Source organism: Nocardia implantans, assembly GCF_035544775.1.
GTDB lineage: Bacteria > Actinomycetota > Actinomycetes > Mycobacteriales > Mycobacteriaceae > Nocardia > Nocardia implantans.
The window spans coordinates 394400-408709 of record NZ_JAYKYQ010000003.1 but is presented as its reverse complement, the minus strand read 5'-3'; the positions used below and the strand labels follow the sequence as shown (position 1 = coordinate 408709).

Here is a 14310-nt window from a genome sequence, read left to right as displayed (position 1 = left end):
GCTACCGCTTGCGGGCGACGGCGAAGACGCGCCGGAAGGGCAGCCAGGTGGTTCCGTCGGCGCGCCGCGGGTAGGCGCCGCGCAACAGGGGGGCGAGTTGTGCCGTGAATTCCCGCCACTGTGCGTCGTCGAGGGCACCGCGCACCGGCCGCAATGCCGTGCCGGTGACCCATTCGAGCACCGGATCGTCACCCGTCAAACGGTGCAGGTACGTCGTCTCCCATGCGTCGACCGCCCCGCCCGCCGCGGCGAGCAGATCGGCGTATCCGGCGGGATCGAGTACGGCCCTCGGCTCGAGGATGCCCGCTCGGGCGAGGCTGTCGCGCCACTCGTCGCGGGCGGCCACCTGACGGATCGCCCGGTGTGATGCCGCGTCGAAATTCCCGGGCACCTGAAGGGCCAGGAACGCTCCCGCCCGCAGCTGCCGCATCCACCGCGACAGCAGATCCGCATGCTCGGGCACCCAGTGGAGGACGGCATTGCAGATCACGACATCGGTCTGCGCGCTCGGCCGCCAGTCCTGCACCGACCCGAGCGTCGCATCGAGGCCGCGATCTCGCGCGGCCGCGACCATCTCCGGCGACGAGTCCAGCGCTTGCACGCGCGCGCCCGGCCAGCGCCGCGCCAGAACCTCGGTGAGATGCCCTGGACCGCAGCCCAGGTCCACCACCACCCCGGGTTCGGCCGCGGTGACCCGGCTCAGCAGGTCGAAGAACGGGCGCGACCGGTGATCGTCGAAGGCGAGGTACTGCTGGGGATCCCACATAGGCCACTCCGAGACTCGCTACCCAAACCGTACGCACGTACTGTACGCCTGGCGTCCGCTCAGAAGAAGGTGCCCGAGAACGGCAACGACTCGGTGGCGAACAGCGCGTCCGCGTCCGCGACCGCCCCGGGGCGATGCTCGTCGACACGGCCGGCGAAAGCCAGCTCGCGCCACGTGGTTGCGCCCAGATAGACCGCCGCGAGATCCGCGATCCCCGCGGTGAGGTCCGCGCTTTCCCGGACTCGTCGCACGCCCTCGCCCGCGATGCGATATCGGCCCGAGTTCGACGGCAGAATCGGGTCCACGACCTCCACCACCACCGCGGCGGCGTCGCGAAACGTGCGGCCCGCCAGCGCTTGCCCGACATCCACCAGGCGCAACCAGGTCTCGTCCCTGGTCGAAACCACGCGCAGCGCGCGTTCGTCGGTGAGCAGATGCCGCAGCGGGCTGTCCAGGGCGACGAACGGGAACACGAAGGTATCGACCAGGTCGATCGACAACAGCCTGCGGATCAGGCCGCGATACGCCGTGGGCGTCGTCGCGACGAAATCGTTGACCACCACTTGTCTTTCCGGCCGGGACAGCCAGCTCTTCGGATCGACCGGCTGGTAACGGACGAACCCGTCTTCAGCGCCCGCTGGGCCGTGGACCAGGCAGTAGCTCGGTTCCGTGCTCAGCAATTCCTGCAATCGCCACCAGTATTCGGGGCGTTCGACCGCGCCGGTCCATGCGACGTCGGCCGTCGCGTAGATCTGTGGGAGCAGTTTCCACGCGGCGGCGCCGTCGACGAAACGCACCGGACCGCAGGGCGGCACCGTGTCACGCAGCCGGGCCCGGTGGCGCTGCAACTCCACCCGCGCGAACGAACTGGCGATGCCATAGCCGAACCGCTCGTAGATCCCGCCCTCCGAGGCACGCAACGTGGCGACCGCTTCGCCCCGCTCCGCGATGTCGGCGAGTTGACGGTGCAGCAACGCGGTGAGCGCTCCGCGGCGGGTGTGCGTCGGCAGGACTCCGACGTGGGTGACCGCAGCGTGCGGCAGGCGCGCGCCGCCGGGAACGACCAGCCAGCTGGTATACGACTCCGCGGTGCCGATCAGTTCGCCATCGATGAAAGCGCCCAGCGTGCGGCCGGGCTCCGACAGCTCCGCAGTGGGGGTCATCGGCGGCAAGCCGACCATGGCCGTGCGGAAAAGGGCATTGGCGGAACGGATATCGTCCTCGGTCCGGAGGGTGTGCACTGCGACGGTCACGACTCGATCTTGCCCGAGCCGTTGAAGGGCGCTGACCTGCGCGCACGCCTTGGGCGGAGATTCGATCCGTCAATCACGGTTTCGTAACGGAGCGCCGTGGGTATCTCATAGCTATGACGGATTACCGACCAACCCGCATCGCCGGTGTGGATCCGGGAACCGGCGCGCTCGCTTTGACCACGTGCCTGGCCTTTTCGATCGGCATCGCCACGCTCACCCAATCGGCGCTCGCCACCCTCCTGGCCTGCCTGAGCATCGTGGCGGGACTCACACTCGTGCTGAACATCCTGCCGCGCAAGGCCTGACGACACCGACCTTGCCTCGCACGCCGAATCCTGGTGGCATCTACCCGGGACATCGACGTCAAATCGGAGGCAGGCATGCTGTCGTTGCAGGAGATTTCGGATCGACTCGAGATCGAAGACCTGATGGTGCGATATTCGCACGCGGTCGACACTCGGCAGTGGGACCTGCTGGACGAGGTCTTCACCCCCGATGCGCACATCGACTACTCGGCCATGGGCGGCTCGGTGGGCGATCTGGCGGCGACGAAGCGATTCCTGGCCTCCGTCCTGCCGAACTTCCCGGCCTTCCAACATCTGATCAGCAACTCGTCCATCCGAGTCGACGGCGACACCGCGACCGGGCGGACGATGTGCCACAACCCGATGCTCGTTTCCGGCGGCGACGGACCACCGACGATGATGCTGTGCGGCCTCTGGTACCTGGACACATTCGTCCGCGTGGACGGTCGGTGGCGGATCAAGGAGCGCGTCGAGGAGAAGAGCTTCCTCTTCGTCGCGCCGTCCGCGCCCGGCATGGGCTGACGCGACCGGAGCCGCTCGATGCGCCCGCGCCTCAGCGCGCCGACAGGGCCGAGGACGCCGCCTCGGATGCGCGGGCCTGATCGCCGGGCGAGAGGTCGTCGTCGCCCGCGACGTTGCGCCTGCTGGTGACCAGGAACAGCACGACAAGCACCACGCTGAACCAGACATAGGTGTTGCCGATGAAATGCTGCCACGGCGTCCACGCGGTCTCCCGGTGCTCGCCGTCGGGCAGCCAATTGTGCGGGCCGATGACGAACACCGCCGCGGTCACCACGAAGGTCACCCACCACCCGATCGCCCGCCTGACGGTCAGGCGGGAGGCGTAACCGGCCACGGCGAACAACGCGGGCGCGATCCACACCCAGTGGTGCGACCAGGAGATCGGCGAGACCAGCAAGGTGAAGACGGCGTTGATGGCCAGCGCGAGCGCGGGCAGGTCGGCGGCGCGGCGCATGGCGGTGACGACCAGCGCGAGCAGCAACGCGCCGAGGACCAGCCAGATGATGGTGAACGCGGGCTCTGGCACTTGGAAGCGAGCGAACACCGCTTGAATCGACTGATTGGTATGGAATGCCGAACCGCTCAGACCGGACACATTGCCCAGCCCCCCGAACCAGTACTTGACCGATTCCTTCGGCAGGATCGCGAAGCCCAGCGCCGTCGCGGCCGCACCGGTGATCGCGGCGGTCGCGGCCGCGCGGTAGTCGCGCCGGACCAGGAAGTAGAGCACGAACGCCGCGGGCGTCAGCTTGATCGCGGCGGCGACGCCGATCAGCATGCCCCGGGGCCAGCGCGGCTTGTGGGTGAGGCAATCGGCGGCGACCAGGGCCATCAGCAGCAGGTTGACCTGTCCGAAGTCCAGGGTGGAGTGGATCGGCTCCAACAGCAGCCCCAGCGGAGTCGCGCACGCGGTGGCCCAGACCGCCAGCCCCCGCTGCGACTCCTGCGGCCACACCCGCCGCGCCACCAGATACAGCGTCAGGGCCAGCGCGGCCACCGACGAGACGAAGAAGCTGAACGCGGCCACGTCCCACGGCAGCATCGCGAACGGACCGAGCGCGAGCGCGGCGAAGGGCGGGTAGATGAACGGCAGGCCCGCCCCGATGGTGGTCTGCGGCAATTGCCCGTACATGTCGGCGCCGTGCCGCATGGCATCCACGCCGAGGCGATACACCTGCAGGTCGATGAACCCGCCGGTGATCTTGTGGAACGGCCAGACCGGTGTCAGCAGACAGAACGCGGAGAACGCGAGCGCCAGGACCGGCGCCGGGCGCAGTACGCGCGCGAGTCGACGGTTCTGGGACATCGGCGTTCCGGCGGTGGCGGTGACACTACTCATCCGCGGCGACTATACCGACCCCGGTCCGGTCGTTCACCACATGGGAGGCAGATTCGCGGCTGTCGCGTGAGGGTCGCGGAAACGGGTAAGCCGCCACCAGCACACGGCGGCAGAGGAGGTCGGTCATGGCGACGAAGGCGCCCGGCGCCGCGATGTACGTCCCCGAGGACGCGGACCTGACGCGGCTGCGGCAGGCGGCCTGCGGCTGCCGCGGGTGCGATCTCTACCGGCACGCCACCCAGACGGTGTTCGGCGCGGGACCGCGGGACGCGGAGGTGGTGCTGATCGGCGAGCAGCCCGGCGATCAGGAGGACGTGGCAGGCCTGCCGTTCGTCGGTCCGGCGGGCCGGCTGCTCGATCGGGCGCTGGCGCAGGTCGGCATCGACCGCGACGCGGTCTACCTCACCAACGCGGTGAAACACTTCAAGTTCGTGGAGCGCGGCAAGCGGCGCATCCACAAGCAACCCGGCCGCACCGAAGTGGTCGCCTGCTCGGCGTGGCTCGACGCCGAACTCGCCCTGCTGCGTCCGCGGTTGGTGGTGTGTCTCGGCGCGATCGCCGCGCAGGCGGTGCTCGGCCCCACGTTCAAGGTCAGCACGCGTCGCGGCGAAGTGGTCGAGACGGCGGATTTCCGTGCGATCGCCACTGTGCACCCGTCCTCGGTGCTGCGCGCGCCCGACCGCACCGCCGCCTACGACGCGTTCGCCGCCGATCTGCGCATCGTGCGCGAACAACTGGGAAAGCCCGCGGCGGCGCGCTGACCGCGCGGCCGGGGAAGGAGTGAGCGGATGAGCACCGACGAGATCGACCCCGAACTGCTCGAACTGGCCGCCAAGGTGTTCGATTTCGCCCGGCGCGGCGACACCGCGCGGTTGGCCGCGTACGTGGACGCGGGCGTGCCGGTCGACCTCACCAACGACGCGGGCGACACCCTGCTCATGCTCGCCGCCTACCACGGACACGCCGATGCCGTGGCGGCGCTGCTGCAACGGTCGGCCGATCCGGACCGCCCCAACGACAAAGGCCAGACCCCGCTGGCCGGAGCGGTGTTCAAGGGCGAGACCGAGATCGTCCGGCAACTCGCCGCCGCGGGTGCCGACCCCGACGCGGGCACCCCGAGCGCCCGCGACGCCGCGGTCATGTTCGGCCGGACCGAGTTGCTGGAACTCTTCGGCTGAGCGGGCTACCCGCGCTCGCGCACCGCGGTGACGGCCTTGCGCGCCGCCACCAGAACCGGGTCCCACACCGGGGAGAACGGCGGCGCGTATCCGAGGTCGAGCATCGTCATCTGCTCGACGGTCATCCGGGCGGTCAGCGCGACCGCGGCGATGTCGACGCGCTTGCCCGCGCCTTCGCGTCCCACGATCTGGGTGCCGAGCAAGCGTCCGGTGAACCGCTCGGCGAGCATCTTCACGGTCATCGGCGCCGCGTCCGGGTAGTAGCCGGCGCGGCTGGTGGATTCGACCGTGACGGTCACGTATTGCAGGCCCGCCGCGTGCGCGTCCTTCTCGCGCAGGCCGGTGCGGGCGACCTCGAGCGCGCAGACCTTGCTGACCGCGGTGCCGACGACGCCGGGAAACAGCGCGTATCCCCCGCCGATGTTCGCGCCGATGATCTGACCGTGCTTGTTGGCATGGGTGCCGAGCGGGATATGACGTTCCCGGCCGGACACCAGGTCCAGCACCTCGACGCAATCTCCGCCCGCCCAGATGTTCTCGTGCCCGCGCACCCGCATGGCGGGATCGGTCCGCAGCCCGCCGTACTCCCCCAGCGGCAGACCGGCGGCGCGGGCCAGTCCGGTCTCCGGGCGCACGCCGATGCCGAGCACCACCACATCCGCCGGGTATTCGGCGGTGTCGGTGACGACCGCGGCCACCCGGCCGTCGTCGGTCCGGAACTGCGACACCTCCGCACCGCCGACCACTTTGATGCCCATTCCGCACATCGCGTCGCGCACCAGGGCTCCCATGTCGGTATCGAGCGTCGACATGGGTTCGGTGCCGCGGTTGACCATCGTGACGTCGTAGCCGCGCCGGATGAGGGCCTCTGCCATCTCCACCCCGATGTAGCCGGCCCCGACCACGACAGCCCGCTTGCCGCGGGTCCGCTCCAACGTGTCCAGCAGCGCCTGCCCGTCGTCGAGGGTCTGCACGCCGTGCACACCGTTCGCGTCGATGCCGGGCAGCGCGGGCCGGATCGGGCGGGCTCCGGTGGCGATGACGAGCTGGTCGTAGGACATCCATGCCGAATCGCCGGTGTCGCGGTCGCGGTAGCGCACGCGCGCCTGTTCGACATCTATCTCGGTCACTTCGGTGTGCAGCCGCAGGTCGATCTCTCGGGACCGATGTTCTTCCGGTGTGCGGGCGATCAGTGCGTCCCGGTCGGCGACATGGCCGCCGACCCAGTACGGAATGCCGCAGGCCGAGTAGGAGGTGAACCCGCCGCGCTCGAAGACCACGATTTCCAGCGCGCTCGCGTCCTTCATCCGGCGCGCCTGCGAGGCCGCCGACATTCCGGTCGCGTCACCGCCGATGACCACCAGTCGCTCGCTCATGGCTAAACGCTACGTTCGGCAGGCCCGGGGCGGGCACGTGGGCCGGGCACCCGCGCGAATTTGCTGGTTGGGCTGCGGGTGACCGATCGGTACTTCACACTGATCTTCTGGCAAACGTGGTTATGAGGGCCGCGTTTTCACCCGGGAGCGCGACATGACCGAGACCCGACCCCCTTCCGACGACGAACGCCGGCTCGCCGAACTGGGCTACAAACAAGAACTGGCCAGGTCCTGGTCGGGTTTCTCGAATTTCGCCATCAGCTTCACGATCGTGTCCATCCTGACCGGCGGATTGGCCAGTTACGGCATCGGTCTGGCCAACGGCGGCCCGATCACCATGGCCTGGGGCTGGCCGCTGGTCTCGGTCATGGTGCTGTTCGTCGGGCTGGCCATGGCGGAACTGGCCTCCGCCTATCCCACCTCGGGCGGGCTGTACTGGTGGGCCGCCGAACTGGGCGGGCCGGTATGGGGCTGGTTCACCGGATGGTTCAACCTGATCGGGCAGATCGCCGTCACCGCGGCGATCGATTACGGCGCAGCCATCTTCACCACCGTGGTGCTGAACGTCGTCGGAATCGACATCGGCACCGACCGCACCGCGATCTTCCTGGTGTTCGCCGCCATCCTCGTCTTGCACGCCGTTTTGAACGTCATCGGCCCGCACCTGTCGGCGGTGATCAACAACGTGTCCGCGTGGTGGCACGTGGGCGGCGTGGCGATCTTCGTGGTCGTCCTCGGTTTCGGAGCGCAGCACCATCAAAGCGCCCGATTCGTCTTCACCGAGACGGTCGACAACAGCGCCATCGGATTCGGCGGGGTGGCGTTCAGCTTCCTGCTCGGCCTGCTGCACGCGCAGTACACGTTCACCGGCTACGACGCCTCCGCGCACATGTCGGAGGAAACGCACGACGCGTCGCGGATGGCGGCCAAAGGCATCATCACCACGATCGTCGTGTCGGCGATCGCCGGATATCTGCTCATCATGGCGGTGACCTTCGCCATCCCGGATCTGGACGCCGCGCTGGATCCCGCGCAGAACAGCGGCTATCCCGTCATCTACATCCTGGAGAACTCGCTGAGCGGCTTCTGGTCGGGTCTGCTGCTGATCATCGCGGCGGTGGCGCAATTGTTCTGCGGATACGCCTCGGTCACCTCGGCGTCGCGGATGCTGTTCGCGTTCGCGCGTGACGGCGCGGTGCCGGGTTCCAGGTTCTTGGCGCGGCTTTCCACGCGCAAGGTCCCGGTGCACGCGGTGCTGTTCATCTCGTTCTTCGCGTTCCTGCTGCTGATTCCGTCGATGCTGGTGCCCGCGGCGAACGCGCCGACCGCCTACGCCGCGGCGACCTCGATCGCCACCATCGGGCTCTACATCGCCTACGGCATTCCGATCCTGCTGCGGCAGCGGCACGGGAGCCGATTCCGCACCGGCCCATGGCGATTGGGCGCGTGGTATCGCCCGGTGGGTGTGGTCGCCTTGGGCTGGATCGCGCTGATCAGCTTTCTGTTCATCCTGCCCACCGATGCCCGCGGCTATCCGTGGCACAGCGAGTTCACTTGGAACACCGTGAATTACGCACCGATCGCACTGGTCGGCGTAGTGGGCGCGATCGGCATCTGGTGGCTGGCGTCGGCCCGGACCTGGTTCACCGGGCCGAAACGGACGGTGGACGAGCCGCCCGCAGACCGGCCGGAGGAACAGGCGCAGGCCAACGCCTGAGGCGCGATCCCGGCCGGTCGCGGCCTCCCTGTTCTGGCGTGTCGAGATTGTCGGTCGCGGTCGCTAGGGTGTGTCGGCATGGAAAGGACCGACCTGGTGCGTTTTTCGCCCGCCGGGAGAATTGTGTTCCCGGGAAATCCGTGGCCGGAAGGGCACGCGATCGAGGAGTTCGCGTGGACCGGCCGCATGGACCAGGCCGGCAGCCTGTGGTTCGATCTGCACCTGCGCTCCGCCGCGTACAACGCCGAACGCGACCCCGACCACGGCGAGGAGGACGGCGAGGACTGGTTGTCGCCGATCGTCTGGCAGAACTATCACAGCTGCACGCTTTCGTCCACGTACTGGGGCGAGGACGACGCCACCGGGTTGCGCGCCGCGGCGCCCGGCCGGCCCTTTCTCCTGAAATCCGCACAGCCGCAGTGCCTCACGGTCGACCCGCTCCCCCTCGCGCGCGCCGACGACATCGAAGGCCTGGCGTTCAACATCTATCTGCTCGGGCACGACTCGGTCGCCGACCAGGAAGTGTCGTTCACCCGGCGCCCCGACGGCAGGCACGACATCGACTGGCGGGGTCGCATCGCGCTGACCTATGCGGGGCAGGTGGAATTCCGGTACGGATTCCGCGCCCGGATCTCCGGAGCCACCCTGGAGTACATCCGTTTTCCCGCGGAGATCTCCGCCGATCGAGCGCTTCGCCAGCTCGGCGCGGTGCTCGACGCTCCGGAGGAGTTCGAACTCGGCCTGGTCGACGGGCAGCCGGCGTGGGTGTCGAGGGATCCGGCTTAGCGCCTTCGGCGTCGGCTCACCGGTCGCCGGAATGACCCGGCAGCACGCAGACCGCGTCCAGGCCGAGCACATGGTTGAGCCGGCCGAACGCCAGCCACGATCCGATGCTCATGCTCAGTTCGACCACTTCGGCCTGGCTGTAGCGGGCCAGCATCCGGCCCCAGAACTCTTCGTCGAGGTGGTGGTGATCGGTGGCGTATCGCTCGGCGTATTCGGCGGCGAGCCTGGTGCGTTCGTCGAAGGCGTCGGTGGTGCGCCAGTTCGCGACGGCGTCGGCGAATTCGGGCTCGACCTTGCTCCCGTCGCGTTCGGTGCGCCAGTCCATGCAGAACAGGCAACCGTTGATCTGCGCGATCCGCAGCCGGGCCGCCTCGAACTCGCGCAGGCCCAGCGTGCTGTGCGAGTACACCGCCAGTGAGAAATTCGAGGCGGCGACGCCGATGCCGGGCACCATCTCGCCCCAGACGTAGCCGATCGGATCCTTGCCCTCGGGGACGTCGATGATCATGGATGTTTCCTTCCGAGTTTGCCGACCGCGGGACGCAGTGGGACATCCAGTGCGTCGTAGAGTCCCGGTTCCGCCGCCACCAGCCAGTCGATGGCGCCGACCAGGCGGCCGACGGCCGTGGCGTTTCCGCCCGCGGAGCGATTGCCGTCGTCGTCGGTCGCCTCGACGGTGACTTCGATGCGCGGGTGGCCCTCGATGATCACCCGGTGTGCCCCCGCGCCGCCGTCGGCGGGTGCGGGCCAGTCCGGCGCGCAGGACGGATGGATGCGGGTGACGTGCTCGACGATCAGCCTCGGCTGCCCCGCGACGATGCCCTGCACCTCGAACCGCACGGCGCCCTGGGTGCCGGCAGCGAACTGCCCCATGGAGGTCGTGGTCACGGTGGTGTCCAGGGCGCGCCGGTCCAGCGTCTCGCGGATCTCGTCGAGTTCGACGCCGAGCGCCCGTGCCATCAGCCGAATCTGCCCGCCCCACACCATGGTCGGCACCGACGGCGCGAGCATCGGCGGCTGGTAGTCCATCGGCTGGCCCATGCCGACCAGGTAGCGCACCGAATCGGGCTGGTCGTAGGTGGAGTAGTCGAAGATCTCCTGGCAGCGGATCGCCTCTACCGTGCTGCCGAGCCCGCTGATCAGCAGTGGCAGCACGTCGTTGCCCCAACCGGGATCGATGCCGGAGACGAACAGCGATCCGCCGCCCTCGGCGATCGCTGCCAGCACCGGGTCGCGCACCTGCGGCGGTGCGTTGCGCGGATCGTAGAGGGCGTAGAGAGCGGGCGTGACGACCACCGCGCCCGCGCGCAGCGCGCGCACGATATCGGCGAGCGCCTCGTCGGGCCGGATGTCGCCGGACGCCGCGTAGACCACCGCGCCGGGGCGCGCGCCGAGAACGCCGTCGATGTCGCTGTCGGCGGCGACGCCGAGTTCCCGCCCGAGTCCGGCGAGTTCGCCCGCGTCGCGCCCGATCTTCGCGGGATCGCGCACCAGCACCCCGGTCAATCGCAGCGCGGGGTGAGCGTCGACGGCCCGGATGGCCGCCCGGCCGACGTTGCCGGTTCCCCAGACCACCGTGGAGATCATCGATCGAGCGTAGCAAGCGCTTGGTCGGCTGATCGGCGTTCCGGAAAAGCGGTCCCGTGCCCCGCCGGCACGCGCCGCTCGATTCCGTGCGGACGGTCCACGCCCCACTGCGCACCATTGGGAAATAGCGCGAACTCCCCGGTAGCGTTGGGGCTCGGGGCATTACCTACCGCCTCGGGATTGCGGCGCGGTTCCGGTTGGCGGCGAGTACGGTATACCCCGCCGCCCGGCGCGGGGGCGGCGGTCGGGATCGGGTGGAAAGGCAGGCGCGCGACAGTGAACGAGCGGTATTCGTCGTGGGCTGCCCGGAATACGCCCGAAGAGCTGCCGCTGGCCGCGCGTTATCAGAGCGCGGATCCGATCCGCTGGCACGGCAGCATGGTCTACCCGATGTACACCGAGCAGGTCGGCCCCGCGCCCACCACCGTCACCTTGACGATGATCTCCGCCGCACCGCCCGCCGGACTGCGCGGGCTCGGCATGGGACTCTCGGTCGTCGACGGCTATCTGGACCTGCACGGACGCTCGCTCGCCGGAGTCGACGCGTGGAGCGACGCGCTCGCCGCGGGCGTCAGCTTCGACGTCACGCCCACCGCGCCGGTGACCCTGGTGACCCTGACACCGGTCTGGGTGGACGAATTCGGCACGCAGAAGTCGTGGGCAGGCAACTACGGGATCGTCGTCGAACACCGGCCCAACGGTCACGTCGTGTTGTGGTGCAGCATCGGCGAGGGGCCGCCCAACTTCGCAAACCTGGTCGTGGAATTGTCCACCGCTCCCACGCCCGTCGCACCGCAGCCGCCCGCGACCGCCGCGCCGATCGGCACGAACCCGCCCACTGCGCATCCGGTCTCGTCGGCGGGCCCGCCCACCCTGCCGACCATGCCGGTTCCGCGTATCGACGCCGCTCGCCTACCCAGGGCTCGTGCCGAACGGCCCGCCGCGGATCCGTCCGCGGCCGTCGGTGGCGGTCAGGGCAAAACGACGCAGCACGCCCCGCCGCGCCGCGCCGGTAGTCTCTTCGTGAATTTGCAGTCGTCCCGCGCCGCACGCTCCACTCCGGAAACTCCGCATCCTGCTCCCGGCACCCGAACCCGGGACGGCGCGCACCCGGCGCCGAGTTCGCCCGCCGAGGAATTCGTGGCCAGCGCCGCGCACAGCGGGCACGATTCCCGCGCCGGTGACATCGCACCCGAAGCGAATGGCGGTTTCCCGTCGCCCGGATCGCAGCCGCGGGCCGAGATCTCCGCCCAGCATCTCGATCCGCGCCCCAGGACGGCGCCCGAACGGCCCGCGGCGGACTCGTACGGAACCTTCGGACCGCCGGTCGCGCACACGTATCCACCCGAGGACCCGGCACGCTCCAGTACCGGCCGGCTGCTCGGCACTACGCACCCCGCATCGAGTGCTCCCCTCCCGGTGAACGGCCCGGGCACCGCATCCAGCCCGATCGTCGCGAACCCCTTGACCGCGGACCCGTACCGCGCGCTCGATGCCATCGGCACGCACACCCGGCCTCAGGCGGAACCTCCGCTTCCTCGATCCGGGTCCGTGCCGGTAGGTCCGCAAGCTACTCGAACTGTTCCGGGCCCCGCCGCGATTCCCCCGGCGGCGGACGGTCCGCGCTCCGCGTCGGGCGCGCAGGTCGCGAATTCGCGCGCCGCGGCGGAGCCGTATCGCGCCTTCGACCTCGCGGGCACGCACACCCCGCCCCCGGCGCAGACTTCGCCGTCGGATTCGGAGCCGAATCACACGGCGAGTGCATCGAACCTATCCGCCGGTGCACAAGTATCGCCGGCGCCACCCGCGGCTCGAGAACCCGTCCCTGAGGTGGACACGGCGGTCACCACCGGCAGCCCCGCGGCGAGTGCGCCGAGTACCGGAGCCCTCGATACCGCGTCGGCGCCGGAAGGAATTGCGCAATCCGCCGAACGCCCCGCCGCCCCGGCCGACGCGCCCACGCCTACCGGTGAGTCCGGGCAATCGGGCGACCCGGGCTATCGCGGGGCGCTCTACGACCTCGGTGTCGCGATGTACCGCCGCGGCGAGGAAGACCAGGCGTGCGGGCTGTGGACGCAGGCCTCCGATGCCGGGCACGCCGGCGCCGCGTACGAACTCGGCATGGTACGGCTACGGCGCGGCGATCCCGTCGGGGCCGAATCCTGGTGGCGCACCGCCGCCGACCGCCGGGAGCCGCGCGCCATCGCCGAACTCGCCGATCTGCTCGACCAACTCGGCAAGCACGCGGAGGCCAAGTCGTGGCGGGTCTACGCCGCCGAGCAGCGAGACCAGGACGTGGTGGGTCAGTCGGCGGCGCGCTGACCCCGATCCGAAAACAAGTGGCGGGCAACCGCGCGGACGTCATACGGTGCCGGACATGTGCGGTAGTCCCGGGATGAGCGGAGCGTACGCGGTCGGCGCGTATTACATCCGGCTGCGTACGGGGGCTCGGGCTCTGCCGGCGCACCGTAGCGCTCCGATCATCTCCTGATCCCTTCGAGCGCGATGCATGCCTGCGACCGATAGCGGTCGCGGGATTCCTCGTGCCCTGGCATGGGTCCGGGCGAATCGACCTTTCCGATTCGACCACTACTCCGTTCGGAGGACACCCATGTCCCGCCATCGCTCCCTTTCGCGCGCCCACGGCGGCGAGAGCCACCCGGCGACCACGCGAAAGCGGCTGTCGCAGAACTTCCTCACCGACGCGCGCGCCGCCCGGCTGATCGTGCGCGCCTCCGGCGTCGCCGCCGGTGACCTCGTCCTCGAAGCCGGACCCGGTGACGGCATGCTGACCAGGCAATTACTGGGCGCGGGCAGCCGGGTCCGCGCCTACGAGAAGGATCGCCGCTACGTGGCGCTACTGCGCCGCCGATACGCGGACGAGCCGCGAATCCGGTTGTACCACCGCGATTTCCGCACTGTGCGCCCGCCGCGGGAGCCGTTCGCGGTCGTGGCCAACGTGCCGTTCGCCGTCACGACCGACATCGTGCGCTGGTGCCTGGCCGCCGACGGGCTCACCTCCGCGACTCTGCTCACCCAGCTCGAATTCGCCCGCAAGCACTCCGGCCACTACGGCCGGTGGACCAAGCTCACCGTGACCTATTGGCCCACGACCGCGATCGAACTCGGGGCGCGCGTCGGCAGGTGCAGCTTCCACCCGGTTCCCGGCGTCGATGCCGCCATCCTGCGATTGCGCACCCGGCCTTCGCCGCTGCTGCCACGCGAGCAGCTCGGCGCTTACCGCAGGCTGGTCGAGCTGGGATTCTCGGGGGTCGGAGGCAGCGTGGCCGCGTCGTTGCGGCGGGAGTTTTCCGCGCGTGCGGTGCGCAGCGCCTGCGGGGCGGCCGGGATATCGCTCGACCAGCCGGTCGGGCTGGTCGCCCCGGATCGCTGGGTCGCCCTGTTCCGCGCGCTGCCCGCCTGAGGAGAACCAACCCGCTACACGAACGTATCGGATACATTCATGCATCGAGACGAGGAC

14 protein-coding genes are annotated in these 14310 nt (G+C 69.6%); 8 read left to right on the top strand and 6 right to left on the bottom strand.

Features of this window, described 5'->3' with window-relative positions:
• Position 1: 1 nt before the first annotated feature.
• Together U3653_RS09795 and U3653_RS09790 are read right to left on the bottom strand one after the other, a co-directional pair.
• Positions 2-766 carry a trans-aconitate 2-methyltransferase gene (locus U3653_RS09795; protein WP_195079287.1) on the bottom strand — a complete coding sequence of 255 codons (765 nt, stop codon included), beginning with the start codon at positions 764-766 and terminating at the stop codon, positions 2-4.
• A gap of 59 nt (positions 767-825) precedes the next feature.
• Positions 826-2019 carry a GNAT family N-acetyltransferase gene (locus U3653_RS09790; RefSeq protein ID WP_323124058.1) on the bottom strand — a complete coding sequence of 398 codons (1194 nt, stop codon included), beginning with the start codon at positions 2017-2019 and terminating at the stop codon, positions 826-828.
• Positions 2020-2132: 113 nt separating this feature from the next.
• On the opposite strand from U3653_RS09790, the gene U3653_RS09785 reads away from it, so the two are divergent.
• Together U3653_RS09785 and U3653_RS09780 are read left to right on the top strand one after the other, a co-directional pair.
• Positions 2133-2324 (top strand): hypothetical protein, encoded by a 192-nt coding sequence (locus tag U3653_RS09785; RefSeq protein WP_323124059.1) that lies wholly within the window; start codon positions 2133-2135, stop codon positions 2322-2324.
• 75 nt (positions 2325-2399) lie between these two features.
• Complete coding sequence (locus U3653_RS09780) at positions 2400-2846, top strand: nuclear transport factor 2 family protein (RefSeq protein WP_195079457.1); 447 nt, start codon at positions 2400-2402, stop codon at positions 2844-2846.
• Positions 2847-2877: 31 nt separating this feature from the next.
• Here the strand turns inward: U3653_RS09780 and U3653_RS09775 are convergent, their stop codons facing one another.
• Positions 2878-4185, bottom strand: coding sequence for a glycosyltransferase 87 family protein (locus tag U3653_RS09775; RefSeq protein ID WP_195079286.1), 1308 nt, complete (start codon positions 4183-4185; stop codon positions 2878-2880).
• Positions 4186-4310: 125 nt separating this feature from the next.
• On the opposite strand from U3653_RS09775, the gene U3653_RS09770 reads away from it, so the two are divergent.
• Together U3653_RS09770 and U3653_RS09765 are read left to right on the top strand one after the other, a co-directional pair.
• Entirely contained in the window at positions 4311-4946 is a 636-nt protein-coding gene (locus U3653_RS09770) for a UdgX family uracil-DNA binding protein (RefSeq protein WP_195079285.1), read from the top strand.
• Positions 4947-4973: 27 nt separating this feature from the next.
• On the top strand, positions 4974-5363 hold the full coding sequence (locus U3653_RS09765; RefSeq protein ID WP_195079284.1) for an ankyrin repeat domain-containing protein: 390 nt from the start codon (positions 4974-4976) through the stop codon (positions 5361-5363).
• A gap of 5 nt (positions 5364-5368) precedes the next feature.
• Here the strand turns inward: U3653_RS09765 and U3653_RS09760 are convergent, their stop codons facing one another.
• Positions 5369-6739, bottom strand: a complete 1371-nt coding sequence (locus U3653_RS09760; protein ID WP_195079283.1) for an FAD-dependent oxidoreductase — start codon at positions 6737-6739, stop codon at positions 5369-5371.
• Between the two features lie 154 nt (positions 6740-6893).
• Between U3653_RS09760 and U3653_RS09755 the strand changes: the two genes are divergently transcribed.
• Positions 6894-8456 (top strand): amino acid permease, encoded by a 1563-nt coding sequence (locus U3653_RS09755; RefSeq protein ID WP_195079282.1) that lies wholly within the window; start codon positions 6894-6896, stop codon positions 8454-8456.
• A 78-nt stretch (positions 8457-8534) separates the two neighbouring features.
• Positions 8535-9242, top strand: coding sequence for a hypothetical protein (locus U3653_RS09750; protein ID WP_195079281.1), 708 nt, complete (start codon positions 8535-8537; stop codon positions 9240-9242).
• 16 nt (positions 9243-9258) lie between these two features.
• On the opposite strand, the gene U3653_RS09745 is transcribed toward U3653_RS09750, so the two are convergent.
• Complete coding sequence (locus U3653_RS09745) at positions 9259-9750, bottom strand: carboxymuconolactone decarboxylase family protein (RefSeq protein ID WP_195079280.1); 492 nt, start codon at positions 9748-9750, stop codon at positions 9259-9261.
• Positions 9747-10829, bottom strand: coding sequence for an NAD(P)H-dependent amine dehydrogenase family protein (locus tag U3653_RS09740; RefSeq protein ID WP_195079279.1), 1083 nt, complete (start codon positions 10827-10829; stop codon positions 9747-9749). The genes U3653_RS09745 and U3653_RS09740 overlap by 4 nt, the downstream gene beginning before the upstream one ends.
• A 276-nt stretch (positions 10830-11105) precedes the next feature.
• On the opposite strand from U3653_RS09740, the gene U3653_RS09735 reads away from it, so the two are divergent.
• Both U3653_RS09735 and erm read left to right on the top strand, forming a co-directional pair.
• On the top strand, positions 11106-13151 hold the full coding sequence (locus U3653_RS09735) for a hypothetical protein (protein WP_195079278.1): 2046 nt from the start codon (positions 11106-11108) through the stop codon (positions 13149-13151).
• Positions 13152-13440: 289 nt separating this feature from the next.
• A complete protein-coding gene (gene erm, locus U3653_RS09730) occupies positions 13441-14253 on the top strand; it encodes a 23S ribosomal RNA methyltransferase Erm (protein WP_195079277.1) in 813 nt (270 codons plus the stop codon).
• Positions 14254-14310: the final 57 nt, after the last annotated feature.

Bases quoted from the DNA above. Each gene is read 5' to 3' on its own strand.
- U3653_RS09795 (WP_195079287.1), bottom strand. From the start codon at position 766: ATGTGGGATCCCCAGCAGTACCTCGCCTTCGACGATCACCGGTCGCGC.
- U3653_RS09785 (WP_323124059.1), top strand. From the start codon at position 2,133: ATGACGGATTACCGACCAACCCGCATCGCCGGTGTGGATCCGGGAACC.
- U3653_RS09780 (WP_195079457.1), top strand. From the start codon at position 2,400: ATGCTGTCGTTGCAGGAGATTTCGGATCGACTCGAGATCGAAGACCTG.
- U3653_RS09775 (WP_195079286.1), bottom strand. From the start codon at position 4,185: ATGAGTAGTGTCACCGCCACCGCCGGAACGCCGATGTCCCAGAACCGT.
- U3653_RS09770 (WP_195079285.1), top strand. From the start codon at position 4,311: ATGGCGACGAAGGCGCCCGGCGCCGCGATGTACGTCCCCGAGGACGCG.
- U3653_RS09765 (WP_195079284.1), top strand. From the start codon at position 4,974: ATGAGCACCGACGAGATCGACCCCGAACTGCTCGAACTGGCCGCCAAG.
- U3653_RS09760 (WP_195079283.1), bottom strand. From the start codon at position 6,739: ATGAGCGAGCGACTGGTGGTCATCGGCGGTGACGCGACCGGAATGTCG.
- U3653_RS09755 (WP_195079282.1), top strand. From the start codon at position 6,894: ATGACCGAGACCCGACCCCCTTCCGACGACGAACGCCGGCTCGCCGAA.
- U3653_RS09750 (WP_195079281.1), top strand. From the start codon at position 8,535: ATGGAAAGGACCGACCTGGTGCGTTTTTCGCCCGCCGGGAGAATTGTG.
- U3653_RS09745 (WP_195079280.1), bottom strand. From the start codon at position 9,750: ATGATCATCGACGTCCCCGAGGGCAAGGATCCGATCGGCTACGTCTGG.
- U3653_RS09740 (WP_195079279.1), bottom strand. From the start codon at position 10,829: ATGATCTCCACGGTGGTCTGGGGAACCGGCAACGTCGGCCGGGCGGCC.
- erm (WP_195079277.1), top strand. From the start codon at position 13,441: ATGTCCCGCCATCGCTCCCTTTCGCGCGCCCACGGCGGCGAGAGCCAC.